The sequence below is a fragment of the Edaphobacter sp. genome, assembly GCF_028283685.1.
In the GTDB taxonomy this organism is placed as follows: Bacteria; Acidobacteriota; Terriglobia; order Terriglobales; family Acidobacteriaceae; genus Edaphobacter.
The window spans coordinates 1-15772 of the sequence record NZ_JAPWKF010000001.1; the positions used below are offsets into that span (position 1 = coordinate 1).

The 15772-nt window shown below is 55.9% G+C and carries 10 protein-coding genes; 5 read left to right on the forward strand and 5 right to left on the reverse strand.

Annotation, left to right across the window (positions count from 1 at the left end):
* Nucleotides 1–474 precede the first annotated feature (474 nt).
* The 3 genes from PW789_RS00005 to PW789_RS00015 all read right to left on the reverse strand — a co-directional run bounded on the left by PW789_RS00005 (nt 475) and on the right by PW789_RS00015 (nt 2568).
* Nucleotides 475–1038 (reverse strand): hypothetical protein, encoded by a 564-nt coding sequence (locus tag PW789_RS00005; protein ID WP_299369968.1) that lies wholly within the window; start codon nt 1036–1038, stop codon nt 475–477.
* 68 nt (nt 1039–1106) lie between these two features.
* Nucleotides 1107–1676: a TetR/AcrR family transcriptional regulator gene (locus PW789_RS00010; RefSeq protein ID WP_299369969.1), complete on the reverse strand. Its 570-nt coding sequence runs from the start codon at nt 1674–1676 to the stop codon at nt 1107–1109.
* A gap of 208 nt (nt 1677–1884) precedes the next feature.
* Nucleotides 1885–2568 carry a TetR family transcriptional regulator gene (locus tag PW789_RS00015; RefSeq protein WP_299369970.1) on the reverse strand — a complete coding sequence of 228 codons (684 nt, stop codon included), beginning with the start codon at nt 2566–2568 and terminating at the stop codon, nt 1885–1887.
* A gap of 103 nt (nt 2569–2671) precedes the next feature.
* Here PW789_RS00015 and PW789_RS00020 point away from each other — a divergent pair, with 103 nt between their 5' ends.
* The 5 genes from PW789_RS00020 to PW789_RS00040 all read left to right on the forward strand — a co-directional run bounded on the left by PW789_RS00020 (nt 2672) and on the right by PW789_RS00040 (nt 12729).
* On the forward strand, nt 2672–3913 hold the full coding sequence (locus PW789_RS00020) for an efflux RND transporter periplasmic adaptor subunit (protein WP_299369971.1): 1242 nt from the start codon (nt 2672–2674) through the stop codon (nt 3911–3913).
* 2 nt (nt 3914–3915) lie between these two features.
* Entirely contained in the window at nt 3916–7134 is a 3219-nt protein-coding gene (locus PW789_RS00025) for an efflux RND transporter permease subunit (RefSeq protein ID WP_299369972.1), read from the forward strand.
* On the forward strand, nt 7131–8549 hold the full coding sequence (locus tag PW789_RS00030; protein WP_299369973.1) for an efflux transporter outer membrane subunit: 1419 nt from the start codon (nt 7131–7133) through the stop codon (nt 8547–8549). The genes PW789_RS00025 and PW789_RS00030 overlap by 4 nt, the downstream gene beginning before the upstream one ends.
* A gap of 501 nt (nt 8550–9050) precedes the next feature.
* Nucleotides 9051–9443, forward strand: a complete 393-nt coding sequence (locus PW789_RS00035; RefSeq protein WP_299369975.1) for a MarR family transcriptional regulator — start codon at nt 9051–9053, stop codon at nt 9441–9443.
* Between the two features lie 559 nt (nt 9444–10002).
* On the forward strand, nt 10003–12729 hold the full coding sequence (locus PW789_RS00040; RefSeq protein ID WP_299369977.1) for a glycoside hydrolase family 3 C-terminal domain-containing protein: 2727 nt from the start codon (nt 10003–10005) through the stop codon (nt 12727–12729).
* Between the two features lie 19 nt (nt 12730–12748).
* Here the strand turns inward: PW789_RS00040 and PW789_RS00045 are convergent, their stop codons facing one another.
* Both PW789_RS00045 and PW789_RS00050 read right to left on the reverse strand, forming a co-directional pair.
* The gene (locus PW789_RS00045; RefSeq protein ID WP_299369979.1) at nt 12749–14518 is read right to left on the reverse strand and encodes an FUSC family protein; all 1770 of its coding nucleotides are present in this window, start codon (nt 14516–14518) and stop codon (nt 12749–12751) included.
* A 58-nt stretch (nt 14519–14576) separates the two neighbouring features.
* Nucleotides 14577–15764, reverse strand: a complete 1188-nt coding sequence (locus PW789_RS00050) for a biotin/lipoyl-binding protein (protein ID WP_299369981.1) — start codon at nt 15762–15764, stop codon at nt 14577–14579.
* Nucleotides 15765–15772 lie beyond the last annotated feature (8 nt).

Below are 15772 nucleotides of genomic sequence, written 5' to 3' on the forward strand. Positions count from 1 at the left end.
CCGCCATAGATTCCAAAGACTTAAGTTGGAATCTTGAGCGGACAGCAAAGACCCTGAAGAAAAAGTATCTTCCTCCTGGGCAAGTAACGAGGCAAAAGTTGGGCTCCCTACGAAGAGGGAGCCATCGTCGTTTTTGCGGTCAGCGGGGAAGCAGAGTTTGCTCGCTGGAATAACGAACAGATCGTTGAAGTGACACAGCGGCTTTCGTTTAGCGTCCTGTTGACCTGTTGTTAGGCCTCAAGAGTGATTCGGTTGTTGGTATGGCGCAGAGTCCTGAATGACCGTCACGCTCTCTCCGCCTTCATGATTTCGCTGACGAAGATGTAGTAGTCGTCTGGTATTAGAATCTGATATCAAACTTCGCGCGATCAATCCTTAATGGATGCCGAATAGCTATGCACTCAGGGATGAACGATATGTCGTCTCCTCATCATTGATCCGCAAGAAGGTGCGACACCTTTCCGGTCCCTCTTCTTATGGGGCTGTGGAAACCTGCGAGAGTCTTCGATTCAGTAGACTTCCGCCGATGAGAAAGTAAATTGCCCCGAAGATGGCATAGCCTCCCATGTCTTTCGCGTGAAGTTTTCCGCTAAGACCACCGAGCACAAACGCGATGCCTGCCGCAGTGGATTGCGCGCCGCTCAGGATCATCGCCCATTGACCGCCGAGCTGCTTGCGGCGAATGAGCCCGGCAACGAGCTGTAGCAGGCCAGCTGCGAATGCCCACGCACCGAAGATTGCGATGGAAAAAGCAGGCTTACTAAAGACCGTTAGCGTGATACCGAGAGCAGTCGCCGTACCCAGAAGTGCATTGATAACCTGCGAATTCCTTGCGCTTCCGGTCACGCCAGAGGTCTTCAGATCGTAGAGAGTGCAGGCGACATCCCATAGCGGGTATACGATCAGCAACGCGGCAGCAAAACGCGGCTGCGTGAGGGCCGTTGAGAGCACGCCCGCGGCCCAGATGAGTTGGAACATTGTTCGGATGAAGTACAGATTCCGCAACGAGCGGGCTGATTGAAAGGAGTTCGTTTGCATGATGTCTCGCTATCTTCTAGTAGGTAGGTTTTTGAGGTGAGACGAGGCGCATGGATCGGCCTCGATGGTTAGTGTTTTGCGGCAGCGATGCGCTTAAGTGCGCCTGTCGTAACGATCTGGAAGACGTCGCAGCCACCAGTGGCGCGCGCAGAGAGCATCGATCCATGCACAATAGCCATCAACGTCTGGGCTTCTGTTGCCACCGAATCCTGCAGCTTGATGACGCCTGCCTTTACGCCTGCCTTCAAGGTTTGTTCCATCCATTTACCCAATGCACTGAAATGGAGATGCACTTCGATTTGCACTTCCTCCGGCAATGACGGGAGCTCCGCTCCCATGAGCGCAGCAACGCAGAACGGCACGGTCTGCCGCCGGATACACCCCTCCCAGTGTTGAACGTAGGCCTGAAGGCGTTTCCAGGGATTTGCGATCTGCTGGTCGAGCTGTTCGGTTGCCTCAATTAGCCTTTCTCGATGCGACCTGAGAACGGCTGCAGCAAGCCCCGCCTTTGTCGGGAAGTGATGATGGATGCTCGGCTTTCTGATCTGCACTGCTTCCGCGATATCTGCGTAGCTGAAAGCCGAATATCCTCTTTCAACCATCAATGCCTCTGCCGTTTTCAGAATCCGTTCCGCCATTTCTCCGTGCATGCTAAGTAGACTACCAACTAGTCGGTATGGTCGCAAAATCTTTCGCCAGCCTATATCGTGACCTGCATTCAGTGTGTGACTGGTAAATTAATACCTTGCCCTGGCTTCTGAGCACTCACCAAAGCCATCGACGCTAGAGAATAGAAAGCTTATTCATTCCGTTCGGGAGTAGCTCGCGTAGAGTGTTATTTCCGCTCTAAAGAAGTGGGGGCGCGCTCATCGCATGCAGTTTATCCCCAAGATGCTCGCGGACCTCGCGTTCGATTTTGCGGCGAATTTCGCTCTCGCTCGATCCGATGGGATCGAAAAACAGATTGATTGCCGTTCCATCGAGGATCGCACCGAACGAGGCGATGGCCCGCCGACGCTCGAGAGTATCCTCAATGTGTAGTTCTGGAATTAGGTCCCGTGTGCTGCTGGACCCCTGATAGCACATCGCCGTATGCAGTTCCGCGAGACGTTCCTGTCGGTGGGGATGACGGAGGGTGAACAGCTTGAACTCAATGTGGAGCAACATGCGCTGCCGATCATGGACCAGATCGACGAGTCTATCCGTCAATACTTGGGCACGCTCTTCCAAAGAAGAACTCGGACTTAACTTAAGCTTGTAAGTTTCATAGTCCTGTGAAAGGTCCTCTGCAATGAGGGCAAAGAACAGATCTTCTTTGTCTTCGAAATTAGCGTAGAGGGCGCCACGCGTTTTGCCAGCCGCTTGAGCAATTTCTTCCAACTTTGCCACAGCAAAACCGTCTCGTGCAAAAATGAACCGCGCCGCATTAAGTAGATCTTGGCGAGTTTGAATCGCACGTTCCTGCGTATGCGGGGGAGAGGATTTCCGCTGGCTTTCTTTGGTTCTTCGCCTCTTTAATGAATCGGTCATCGTTCCTAAGCATCCATTTAGCAAGCATACATCCATGTATGTTATCTACTATTATTCGTAAGAGCCTCATCGGTTCGGCAAGATATTTGAGCAAGGAGTTTCAATGCGCTTCCAGACGAGCCCTCCCGCCGCATCGGCGAGCAAAAGCGACCGCAATATGCAGACGACCGGAGGACTGGTGCTCTCCGCCGTCCTGTTACTCTTTTCGACCGGCTGCGAGAAGCAGCAGGCGCCGCCAGCCACGGGCCCTTTGCCGGTCTCGGTCATCACCGTCCATACAACTGACGTTCCACTCCGCAACGAGTGGGTGGGAACGATGGACGGATACGTTAATGCTCAGATTCAGCCACAGGTAAGCGGATACCTCATCAAGCAGACCTACCGTGAAGGCTCTGTGGTGAGCAAGGGGCAAGTCCTTTTCCAGATTGATCCTCGGCCGTTCCAGGCCGCCCTGGACCAAGCAGAGGGCCAGGTTGGTCAGGCAGAGGGAGCGTTGGGGCAGGCGAAGGCCCAGCTTCAGCTCGCCGAGATTAATGTGAATCGTGACGCGCCTCTAGCGGAGCAGCGCGCGATTGCTCAGAGCCAGCTGGACAATGATAAGCAGACAGCTGCGCAGCAGGCCGCGAACGTGCGTGCAGCCGAAGCACAGATCGCCACTGCGCGAGCCGCGGTAGAAACGGCCAAACTGAACCTGGGATTCACGCAAGTACGCTCACTCATCTCCGGCGTTGCGGGTCAGGCGACCACCCAGGTTGGCAACCTTGTAGGTCCGAACGCGGTGCTGACTGCTGTCTCGCAGATGAATCCGATCAAGGTATATTTCTCGATCAGCGACAGCGAGTACCTTGCCCTCTCGACCCTGAAGGGTAAAACGAGCGATCTGTTAAGCAGCTCTGCGGACTTGCCTCTCACCCTCACTCTGTCGAATGGCGACAAGTACGAGAGCAAGGGCCACATCGTGTACGTTGATCGCCAGTTGAACGTTCAAACCGGCGCGATCCGCGTCGCCGCGTCGTTCCCGAATCCGGGCAACGTTCTTCGCCCAGGACAGTTCGGCCGCATTTCGGCAGAGACACACGTGCAGCGGAACGCGATTTTGGTGCCGCAGGCTGCGATCCAGGAACTGCAGGGTACTCAACAGGCCTACATCGTAGGCCCGGATGACAAGGTCAAGGTCGTCAATGTCACCCTCGGCTCGCAGGTTGGCACCGATTGGGTAGTCGAAGGCGGCCTGCCTGCGGGTTCAAAGCTCATCGTTGACAACATTCAAAAGCTGCGCGCAGGCGTACCGGTGTCTCCGCACGCTGCGTCACCCGTGGCCGCATCAGACGCGGCTGGGAGATAAGCATGTCGAAATTCTTTATTCGTAGGCCAATTGTGGCCATTGTCATCGCGATCCTCACCACCATCATTGGTGTGGTGTCGATGCTGACACTGCCGACAGCACAGTTTCCCGACATCGCCCCGCCAGAAATCAACGTTACGGCCAACTATGCTGGCGCCGATGCGAAGACTTTGCTGCAGGCGGTATCCACGCCGTTGGAGCAACAGATCACCGGCGTCGACAACATGATCTACATGTACTCGGTGAACGCGAACAACGGCCAGTCGCAGATCTTTGTCGACTTCGATGTTAAGACGAACCCCGATACTGACCAGATTCTGACGCAGCTCCGTGTATCGCAGGCCCAGGCCCAATTGCCGGTGCAGGCGACTGTCGGTGGCATCACCGTGCAGAAGTCGTTGACTTCACCGCTGATGATCGTCGCGCTCTCGTCACCCGAAAACAAGTACGACGCGCAATTCCTCACAAACTACGCGATCATTAAGCTACAGGACGAAATTACACGCGTCCCCGGCGTGGCACGCGTGCAGGTGTTTGGCGGACAGTACGCATTACGCGTCTGGGTGCAGCCGGACAAACTCGCGAAGCTCGGTGTGACCGCAACGGAGATTATTGCGGCGCTGCAGACACAGAACAACGTGAACCCTGCCGGCCAAGTGGGCGGCGACCCTGCTCCCAAGGGCCAGCAGTTCACGTATACCGTCCGAACAGAAGGCCGTCTGGTTACCCCGGAGGAGTTCGGCAAGATCGTAGTGCGCGCCAATGCCGATGGCTCCGTGCTGCACCTGAGCGATGTAGCTCGCGTCGAGATGGGCCAGCAGTTCTATACCCTGAACGGCCGTTATAACAAGGCTCCGGCCGGCGTATTTGGTGTCTATCAACTTCCGGGCTCGAACGCTGTGCAAGTTGCAAAGGATGTGAACCAGCGGATGGAGACACTCTCCAAGAGCTTTCCCGCCGGGCTGAAATATGATATTCCACTCGACACCACCAAGGCAGTTACGGCAGGCTTACATGAAATCGTACTGACACTGTTTGAGGCTCTAGCCCTCGTCGTCGTCGTCGTGTACATCTTCCTGCAGGGCTGGCGCGCGACATTGATCCCGCTACTGGCCGTCCCTGTCTCGTTGATCGGCACCTTCATCATCTTTCCCCTCCTGGGCTTCTCTATCAACACGCTCTCCCTATTCGGGCTCGTGCTGGCGATCGGCCTGGTAGTCGATGACGCCATCATCGTCGTGGAAGCCGTTGAGCACCATATTGACCAGGGAATGAGTCCGCAGGATGCGACCATCAGGGCAATGGAAGAGGTGGGAGGCCCTGTTGTGGCCATCGCACTGATTCTTGCCGCAGTCTTTATTCCGACGGCAGCGATCCCCGGTATTACCGGCCGCCTGTATCAACAGTTTGCGATCACAATTGCTATCTCGGTTCTGATCTCAGCGTTTAACGCGTTGACGCTCAGCCCCGCGCTTGCCTCGCTCCTTTTGAAGCCGACGAACAAAGAGAAGAAAAAAGGCCTACTCGGACGTTTCTTCGAATTGTTCAACAAGTTCTTCGGTCGTGCTACCGACAACTATGTCTCGACTTCGAGCGTGCTCCTGCATAAGGCCGGTTTCTCCATGCTGGCGCTGGTTGCGGTAGCTGTCATCTCTGTGCTTTTGGGAGCTCGCTTGCCGACGGGCTTTATCCCTACAGAAGATCAGGGCTATGCTTTCGTCTCCCTGCAGCTTCCGGACGCCTCGTCGCTCCAGCGTACCGACGAAGCTGCGCTCAAGGTATCTGATGCCTTGATGAAGACACCGGGAGTCGGCGGCGTCATCCAGGTCAACGGATTCAGCCTGCTGACGCAGACGCAGAGCACAAACACTGCGTTCTTCTTCGTTTCATTGAAAGACTGGGACGTTCGTAAATCGAAGGAAGAGCAGTTCGGCGCGATCCAGCAGAACGTCGCAAAGCTACTAAGTATGAATCCGGATGGCATTGCGTTCAGCTTCCCTCCGCCATCGATCCCAGGCGTTGGCACATCGGGCGGTGTGACGTTTGTGTTGGAGGACCGCTCGGGCAACGACGATCCGACCTACCTAACGAAGAACCTTGGCGCGTTCTTGGGCGCCCTGAAGAGTCGTCACGAAATTCTCGCTTCGGTTCCTGCGTACCTTCCCGCTGTGCCGCAGATTTACGCTTCAGTGGACAAGGACAAGGTCGTTCAGCAGCAGGTGCAGCTTTCAGACGTGTATGCAACCATGCAGACATTCATGGGCGGCTACCTCGCCAACTACTTCAATCGATTTGGGCGCCAATGGCAGACCTACGTCGAAGCTGAGTCCAACACAAGAAGTAAGATTCAAAACATCAATCAGTTTTATGTACGAAGCGCTAACGGAGGGCAAGTTCCTCTAGCTTCGCTGATCAACATTAAGAAGATCAATGGGCCGGAGTTCATCCTTCGCTTTAATGAATACAACGCGGTGCAAATCACGATTGTGGGAGCCCCTGGGTACAGCTCCGGACAAGTCATGAAGGCGCTGGAAGACACCTTTCACCAGACGATGCCTTCTGATATGGGCTTCGACTACTCAGGTATGTCGTATCAGGAAGACAAAGCAGCGAAGGGCCTGCCGTCATGGGTCGTCTTCGGCTTGTCTATCCTCTTCGTCTTCCTGATCCTCGCAGCTCAATATGAGAGCTGGACGTTGCCGTTCAGCGTGCTGCTTAGTACACCGGTAGCCATTCTTGGCGCCTACGTCGCCTTGAATATGCGCGCACTGGAGAACGACGTCTTCGCAACCATCGGTCTGATTATGTTGATCGGCCTTTCCGCGAAGAACGCCATTCTGATCGTCGAGTTCGCCAAGAGTAACTATGAGAACGGCCAAAGCATTGCCGACGCAGCGTTGAACGCAGCCCGGCTCCGTCTTCGCCCGATCATCATGACAGCACTGGCCTTCATCTGTGGTTGCTTGCCGCTCTGGTTTGCGTCAGGTGCCGGTGGTGTCTCGCGTCAGATTCTGGGTACGGTTGTCGTGGGCGGCATGTTGCTTTCGACAGCGCTCGGCATCCTCTTCGTTCCTGTAACCTTCTCGTTCGTCGAGTACGTATCGCACCGCTATACCAAGGGCGGTAAGGGAACGACCATGGACTCCGAACACGATATCGACCCCCGCGAACTCGGTAAACAGGCTGGCATAGACCAGCCCAAAAAGGGAGATCACGCATGAAGGCTCTCGTGAAAAGTACAACCGCACTTCTCACCGGCGCGACTGCATTAGTGCTTGCGGGCTGCAATATTGGCCCGAAGTACCAGCGGCCCCAGGTGCCGGCACCGCCTGCTTACCGAGGACCGGATGACACAGCAGTTTCGAGCGACGCAAAAGACTCTCTGGGTGACCAACAGTGGAGTGCAGTTTTTCGCGAGCCCGAACTGCAGGAGCTGATCAAGCAGGCGCTCGTCAACAATTATGATCTTCGCGTTGCAGCCCAAAAGGTGCTCGAAGCTCAGTCGCAGGTCCGCGTCACTCGTTCGGCCCAATTTCCTACCCTCAGTGTGGGTGGTAGCGGCCTCGGCGCAGAACTCCCCGATTCACTCGGAAGTTCCCTCGGCGGCTCCAATCCACTGGTGGCGGGGAGCTTTAACCTATCTGCCTCTTGGAATCCGGACTTCTGGGGACTCTATCGCAAGCAGACGGAAGCGGCGCGCGACCAGTTGCTGTCTCAGCAGTGGGCGCAACGGGCTGTTCGCATGTCGCTCGTAAGCCAGGTCGCGACGTCGTATTTCACTCTGCGCTCACTCGATCAGCAACTGGAGGTCGCCAAGCAAACGCTCAAGGCACGGCAGGACTCGGTCAAGCTGACAACGACCCTTGAGAAGGGTGGCTCCGCTCCTCTCTCTGATGTTCGCCAGGCTGAGCAGCTGCTCTACACGGCGAGCGCGCAGGTCCCTCAGTTGGAACAACTGATCCAGCAGCAAGAAAACACACTGAGATTTCTGCTAGGAGAGACACCTGGACCGGTCGTACACACCGATCCAAACGCCCTCTCGCCTGTCCCGCAAGACTTGCCTGTGGGCTTGCCATCACAACTCCTTGAACGTCGCCCCGACATCGAGCAAGCTGAAGCTCAACTGAAGGCTGCGAATGCTCAGATCGGAGTAGCGCGAGCACAGTTCTTCCCGCAACTCTCGATCAGCGCTTCGGGGGGCGTTGGCGGCGATAGTTTCTCAAACATGTTCGACACCGGTTCCAGAACGATCTACGGCATCGGTTCACTTACCCAGCCTATTTTTCAGGGTGGAAAGCTGCGCGGCCAATATGAGCTCTCGAAGCAGCAAAAAGAGGAGATGCTGCTCACCTATCAGAAGGCGATCATCACCGCCTTCCGTGATGTGTCGAACTCTCTCATTGCGGTCAATAAGGTTAGGGCTACGCGATCAGAGCAGCAGAAGCTGGTCGACGCTGCACAAGACTCCACAAGGCTCGCTCGCCTTCGCTATCAGGCAGGCTCAACTGGCTACCTGGAAGTGCTGACAACGGATACGAACCTATTCACCGCACGCCTTAACCTGATCAGTGCACAGCAGAACGAAGCACTTTCTTTAGTTCAACTTTATCAGGCGCTCGGGGGCGGATGGCAGTAAATCGGTTTCTCTTGGAGCAGCTGTTTTAAGCCAAAAGGCCAGTCCGAGAGAGGACTGGCCTTTTGGCTTGTATGAGCCCCATGCTCCAGGTCGATCGATTGGAGACTCTCGATTCACCGAGCGGCTAATGTCCAGTGAATGGAGATGAAAGGCAAGACTTGACGCTGAGTGAGGATCAGTATGATGTGATCACGATCGAACCGCGGCCTCCTTCAGCGCAAGAGTGACGAATTTATACTCATCGGCGCTTTACTAGCAATTTGGGCGACAGGCGAGATGGTCTGAGAACGCATCGGGCGCAGTTAGCCAAAACCGTCCTCGATGGTCGAGCCGCCAATCGAATGGCCGATCCGCCGATATGAACAGGATTGGCACGGCATGTCTTATACACAAAGTGATAGAACGTTAAACATGACTACCTCTGAAAAGATCTCTCTGGCATCGGCCATTAAACAGCGGCAACCGTTTAGGCTTCCAGAGCAGGAGCTGTATCTGAGCATCATGAAGACTGCTTCCGATCTCTCGCATCTGACGGATCAGTTCCTGCGTTCCTTCGAGATCACGCAGATTCAGTACAACGTGCTCCGGATTCTGCGGGGCGCTGGTCCGGCCGGTCTTTGTCGCAATGAGATCTCGGATCGCATGATTACGGCTGCGCCGGATATGAGCCGTCTGCTGGATCGTATGGAGAGAGCGGGCCTGATTCACCGTTCGCGTGATCGCGACGATAGAAGGCAGGTCGCCAGCACGATTACGAAGGCGGGCGAAGCACTCCTGGATAAGGTGGATATTCCCTTGATGGAGTTTCATCGGGCGCAGTTCGATGGACTCAGCGGCAACAAGGTCAGCTCCGTGCTCGAGGTACTGGCGGAGATCCGCGCCCTGGCTATTTAGTACACGTCATTTATATCGGTGTTTGAATACTTATTTGAGCCGGCTTGCAGTGGGCTATGGTTCAGGAAAATCTATGGGTGTCCACAGGGGGAGACCACCATCATGTCGGCTTGAATGTATGGGCGGTGGGATCGCCTGTGGCTCAGCTCAAAACGCAAGACTCCTGTACTGGGAGCTTGTGTTTCCGGGGGATGAGACTAGGGATGCCGCGTCACTGAGTCTTCAACGCATGGGGTACAGCGTCGATCAGTCGCGCCCGGACTTTTTCGTGGTGCGGGATGCCTAGGGAATCACGGTTCGTTTGGTCGTAGCCAGCTCGTCCCACTGATCCTATAGCGCACTGTAGAGCCCGAATGGACGCAAGCTCATCCACACGTGTCGTATCCTCTAGCTCGGGGATGAAATCTCTGCATGTACGGAGATTCCCTCTTGCAAGAGATGGCGTCGTTTATCGCGGGACGAAAGGCGTCATCGATGTCGCAAATGCGCGTTTCGAAGGCGCATCGTATGGGTTCTTCAGGGAGACATTCTCCCTGATCTGCTGATCTGGAGTGCAATTATGGTTCGTAATCATTTGGAGTGGTTGAGCGATGCGCGTCATCGCTTGATTGTGTTGGGGGCGCTTTTATCCTGCCTGTTCGCCGTACCAACGGTTGGAGCGCAGCAAGCGCCATACCTCGATCCGACGCTGTCGCCTGAAGTGCGCGCGCATGATCTGGTAAGCAGGATGACTTTGGAAGAGAAAGCCATGCAGAGTATCAATGCCGCTCCTGCGATCCCGAGGCTTGGTGTTCCAGCCTACGATTACTGGAACGAAGGGCTGCACGGCGTGGCGCGTTCCGGATACTCGACGCTGTTTCCCCAGGCGATCGGCATGGCGGCTACGTGGGACCCGGAGTTGATGCACCAGATCGGAGAGGTCATCTCCACGGAAGCACGGGCGAAATATAACGATGCCATTCGCCATGGCAATCACAATATCTACTTTGGCCTGACGGTATGGTCGCCGAACATTAATATCTTTCGCGATCCGCGATGGGGTAGGGGGCAGGAGACGTACGGAGAAGACCCATTCCTGACGGCTGCTCTTGGACGTGGATTTATCACCGGATTGCAGGGAGACGATCCGCTGCATCCTCGCGTGATCGCGACACCAAAGCATTATGCGGTGCACAGCGGACCGGAGAGCGAGCGTCATCGCTTCAATGTAGATCCGTCGAAGCACGATCTATGGGAGACCTATCTGCCTCAGTTTCGCAGTGCGATCGTTGACGCTCATGCAGACTCGATTATGTGCGCTTATAACGCGCTCGATGGAACTCCGGCCTGTGGAAATGACTTTCTGCTGAAGGACGTTCTACGCAAAGACTGGAAGTTCGATGGCTTTGTAACTTCCGACTGTGGCGCCATCGATGATTTTTATCAGAAGACGGCTCATCACTATTCCAGCGATAAAGAGACTGCCGCGGCACAGGGAATTCTGTCCGGCACCGATACCAACTGTGGCGAGACCTATCGCGTGCTGCCCGATGCAGTAAAACGGGGCCTGCTGAAAGAGAGTGACATCGACAAGGCACTGGAGCGTCTGTTCGTCGCCCGAATCCGTCTTGGAATGTTCGATCCTGCAGATAAGGTTTCCTATAACAGCATTCCGTTCAGCGCTGACCGTTCGGCGGAGCATCTTGCTGTCTCGCTGAAGGCCTCGCGCGAATCGATGGTGCTGCTGAAGAACGATGGCATCCTTCCTCTTCGCGAGGACAGGTATAAGCGAATTGCCGTGATCGGGCCCAATGCCGCATCGCTTTCGGCTCTGGAGGGCAATTACAACGCAATCCCGAAGGACCCGCAGATGCCGCTCGATAGTATTCGTGCAGCGTTTCCTGGGGCGCAGATCGTCTATGCCGAAGGTTCTCCGTATGCTGATGGAGCCTCGCTTCCGATTCCACGCACGATGCTTCGTCCGTCTGTGTCTTCCCGTGAGGAGGGATTGAAGGGGGAGTACTTTGCTCTTTCGGGAGCGGACTCCAAACCGGACTTTTCGGCAAAGCCGATCGTAACGCGCATCGACCGTCAGATTGATTTTGACTGGAATTCAGCGGCGCCAGTAGCCGGTCTCTCACAGGATGCTTTTGCTATCCGATGGTCTGGAGTAATTCTTCCTCCCAGGGCCGGAACCTTTCACTTTAACGTACGTCTTGCCAACTGCTATCCCTGTAGCGATACGGAGTCTTTCTCCGTGAAGATTGATGGGCAACAGGTGGGTGTTTATGGATCACATGGTGAGACCATTCGCGAGAATACGACACCGTCGTTCCCCGTCACATTTCAAGACGCCAAACCACGCAGCCTGGTGATTGAGTACATCCATCATGCTCCACTCTTTGGCGGCGGCATGACGCTGGAGTGGGCTCCTCCTGCCGGACTGTTGCAGCAGGAGGCTGTCGACGCCGCAAAGAAGGCCGATGTGGTCATTGCCATGATCGGTCTATCTCCCGAGCTGGAAGGCGAGGAGATGAAGGTCCATATTGATGGCTTTGCCGGTGGAGATCGCACCGATATCTCCCTGCCGGCGAGTCAGGTCAAGATGCTGGAGGATGTTGCTGCAACCGGCAAGCCAATGGTTGTTGTGACGCTCAACGGCTCCGCGCTGGCACTGAACTGGGCCCACGATCACGCGAATGCATTGCTCGAGGCCTGGTACCCTGGCGAGTTCGGAGGCCGTGCGATCGCCGAGACACTGAATGGACGCAACAATCCCAGCGGCAGGCTTCCAGTCACGTTCTATCGCTCCGTCAGCGACCTTCCTCCATTTGACGACTACTCGATGAAGAACCGCACCTATCGCTACTTCCAGGGGATGCCGTTGTATGAGTTCGGCTATGGCTTGAGTTATAGCCGCTTCTCCTACTCCGGCCTGAAGCTGTCGCAGCCGAAGCTCCAAGCAGGGGAGCCTCTGGAAGCCAGTGTGATGGTCAAGAACACAAGCGCGTTGGCTGGAGACGAGATCGCCGAACTGTACCTGATTCCTCCTGCAAATGGAAATCAGGGGCTGTCGCCTAGGCTGCATCTGCAGGGCGTGCAGCGGGTGAGCCTCAAGGCGGGCGAGGAGCGCCGTATTCTCTTCAAGCTCTCTCCGCGCGATCTCTCGGAGGTGGACGGTGAAGGAATTCGCTCAGTTCAGGCAGGTGAATACAAGATCGCAATCGGAGGATCCCAGCCGGTTGCCGGCCCGTCTTTACAAACTATAAAGCTGACGATTGAAGGCACCTATCAGCTTCCTCGTTAAACGGGAGCTGACTAAGTGTTCACGAGCGATAGCCCTGCATCGCAGCCGAATAAAACTCAGCCGAGGAGTGTTCGATCTTGCTGATCAGCCGTCGTGTCCTCGCAAGCTCGCGCTTCCTGTGCCTGCCAACCTCAAAGTTGGCAGAAAAACCCAGCTGATGCACGTTAACCAGTTCGAGAGAGACTGCGGATCGTAAGCGCTGAAATGCGCCCGGATCGCGCTCCGCTTCCGGCTTCGAAAGCAGCTGAAACAGCTCCTCAGTTGCATGCCGGATGCGGTTCAAGCTGCTATGAAGGGCATCCGTCGTGCGAATGGGCCATAGCTGGTCAAAGATGAACCACATGACGAGGATGCCAAGTCCGACGCCGATGACACGGTCTCGCGCGGGTGTTATCTGTGTTGCCGCACTGAAGCCGGGCAGAGCTGTCAGGAAGAAGCCGAAGCCGATCTGAACGCCGATGTAACTCATCTGCTGGCTGCGAAGCACCCAACCAGCAAGAAAGGCGACGGGTGCAACGACGATGACAAGCGATGTAATCGAATCCATATTCGGATAAAACAACGAGACCACCAGGATTGCGAGAAGTCCACCGATGGCGGCACCGGAGAATCGGTAGAGCTGCTTCTGCTTCATGGCGCCAGTAGAACTGAGGCCCGTAAAGAGCACTGTAACGACGCAGGTAAGAATCCCGGGCCACGCGAAGGCGTTGTAGATGAGGTAGCAGATGGTGGCTGCAAGGGTCAGCTTGAGCGCATAAAAGATAGTCGCCGGAGAATCGAATACGCCGGGCAGGAAGATATTCCAGGATAGTGATGCTGAAGGGCGCCGGCTTGGCTTTTCGGCTGCCTGCGTTGTGGGCGATTCAATGGTGCCAAATTCAAGCAGCTCCTGTCCGATCTCGCGAAGCGGTTCGGGTGTCTCGTTCGGCAGGAAAAGTTCCTGGGGAAGGGGACGGACGTGGAGCAGGTCATCACACAGCGACGCCACGATGCGATAGGCCTCCCGCTGTTCTTCTGTAGAGGATTGCGGCAACCGAAAGCCAAAGACGATGCAGGTGTTGAGCATCCTGCCGACGAGCCCGATCCTATAATGCAGACCAAGAGGAAGTTGCGATGGATCTGGTGTCGCATCCCGGAGACGGTCGTAAAGTTCATTCAGATAGAGATCGCCTGCATGCGCGTATTGGATAAGACTGCGATGGTGCCTGGCAACCTCTGCGTCCGGGGTGCTTGTTGACTCTGCCAGCGCGGTAAGAAAACTTTGCAGGCTGGAGATGCGCTTTCTCATCTCTCGCGAGAGATCTTCAGCCGGATGGCGGGTTCCAAAGACATATTCAACGGCACCGGCGCATAGGACTACGATTGCGAGTGCTGCGACGTTATACAGCGTACTGGTGACAATTGCGTCGGCAGAGCGGTGGGTATCCCATCCTGCCAGATCGACGAAACCGTAAAAAGCGAGGATGGTCCAGAACAGCGGAATGGTCGTTCCGGCCATGCAGAAGGCAGAGACAAAGATGCAGGACATTACGCCAAGAAAACGAAAGACCTCTGTCCCATCCGTGAGCTGCACCCAGAAGAACGACATGGCACAGGCCGCGGCGGCACCAGCCAGAATCTGCAGACCGACTCTGAACGTTAGGCCTGGACGCTCACGCTGCATGAGGTAGAGAAGAGCCAGCGCCAGGGAAACTCCCTGCACGCGCAGGGTCATCGAGATCACGATGATGATGCTGATTGCGAGCGTATCTCTAAGGCTTCCGGATAGCCTGCCAGGATGAGGCGCCATCTCCCGCCTGATGAGCGTGAGAGGACTTTCGACAATGGATGCGGATGTCATAACGCCCTTAACGAACGACCGTGATTGCCGTTGCTCCTACGCGGAAGAGATCGGGATTCGGATCTGTCACGCGAATGCGAACAGGAAATCTTGCCGAGAGATGTACCCAGTTCAGTGTGCGATCGACGGCAGGGAAGCCGTTGGTCACGCCACCATCTTCCGGAAAGACGCCGCGGCCGACGCTATCGACGACACCATTGAAGCGTTTGCTGGGATGCTCCATCAGATAGACCTCAACATGCATTCCAGGCTGAATGTGCTTTAGCTTTGATTCACGGTAGTTGGCAAGAACCCACCATGTCGTCGTATCGATCAACGTGAAGATCGGCGTTCCCGGATGCGCATAAGCGCCCTCCGAGATGTTCATGTTGGTGACGTAACCGTCAAAGGGAGCGCGGACCTGGCACCACTCCAGGTTGAGCTCAGCCTGCTGCAGCTTGGCGGCTCGATTTGGCCGCTGAGCCATCAGAGTCTCCAGCGTATCGACCGTATGCACGGCTTCTCCAAGCTTCGATTGAGAGGCCTGAAAACCAGCTTCAGCGGCCTGCTTGGTTGCTAATGCCATGGACGCCTGTGCCTGGGACTGCAGTAATTGGGACGAGGCTTGATGTGCAGCCTCTTGTGCAACGCGTAGTACCGTCTGTGCCTGGTCGACCTGTTGTGTGGTCACGTAGTGCTTTGCCAACAGCGGGGCGATGCGGTCGTAGTCGTTCTGGGCAAACTTCAGCTGGGCATTTGCGGAGGTCTGGGCTGCATTGGCTCGCTCCACTGCAGCCTGGGATGCCTGATAGTTGGCCTCAGACGCGCTGATACCGCTCTTGGAGCTTAGGACGCCTGCGCGAGCCGTTCCGACGGCGCTTTGCTCGGTTGCGATGCGGCGTCTCTCGTCGTTGATCTGTCCTTCGAGGGTCGCCTGGTCGGCTCGCGCCTGCGCCAGAGCATATTCGTAAGGACGAGGATCGATCTCGAATAGCAGATCGCCCTTACGGACGACCTGGTTATCCTGCACCAGCAGCTTGGTAAGGCGTCCTTCCACCTCAGGAGCAAAGGCGATGGCATTTGCGCGGACGGTCGCGTCGTCGGTCCGTGGATGGCGGTCAACCTGCAGTACCGCGATGAGGAGAACGATCACGGCTAGCGCCACGACGGCGATGCCGAGCCTACGTCCAAACGTCGTTTTTTCTTGCGGATTCATGGTGAATT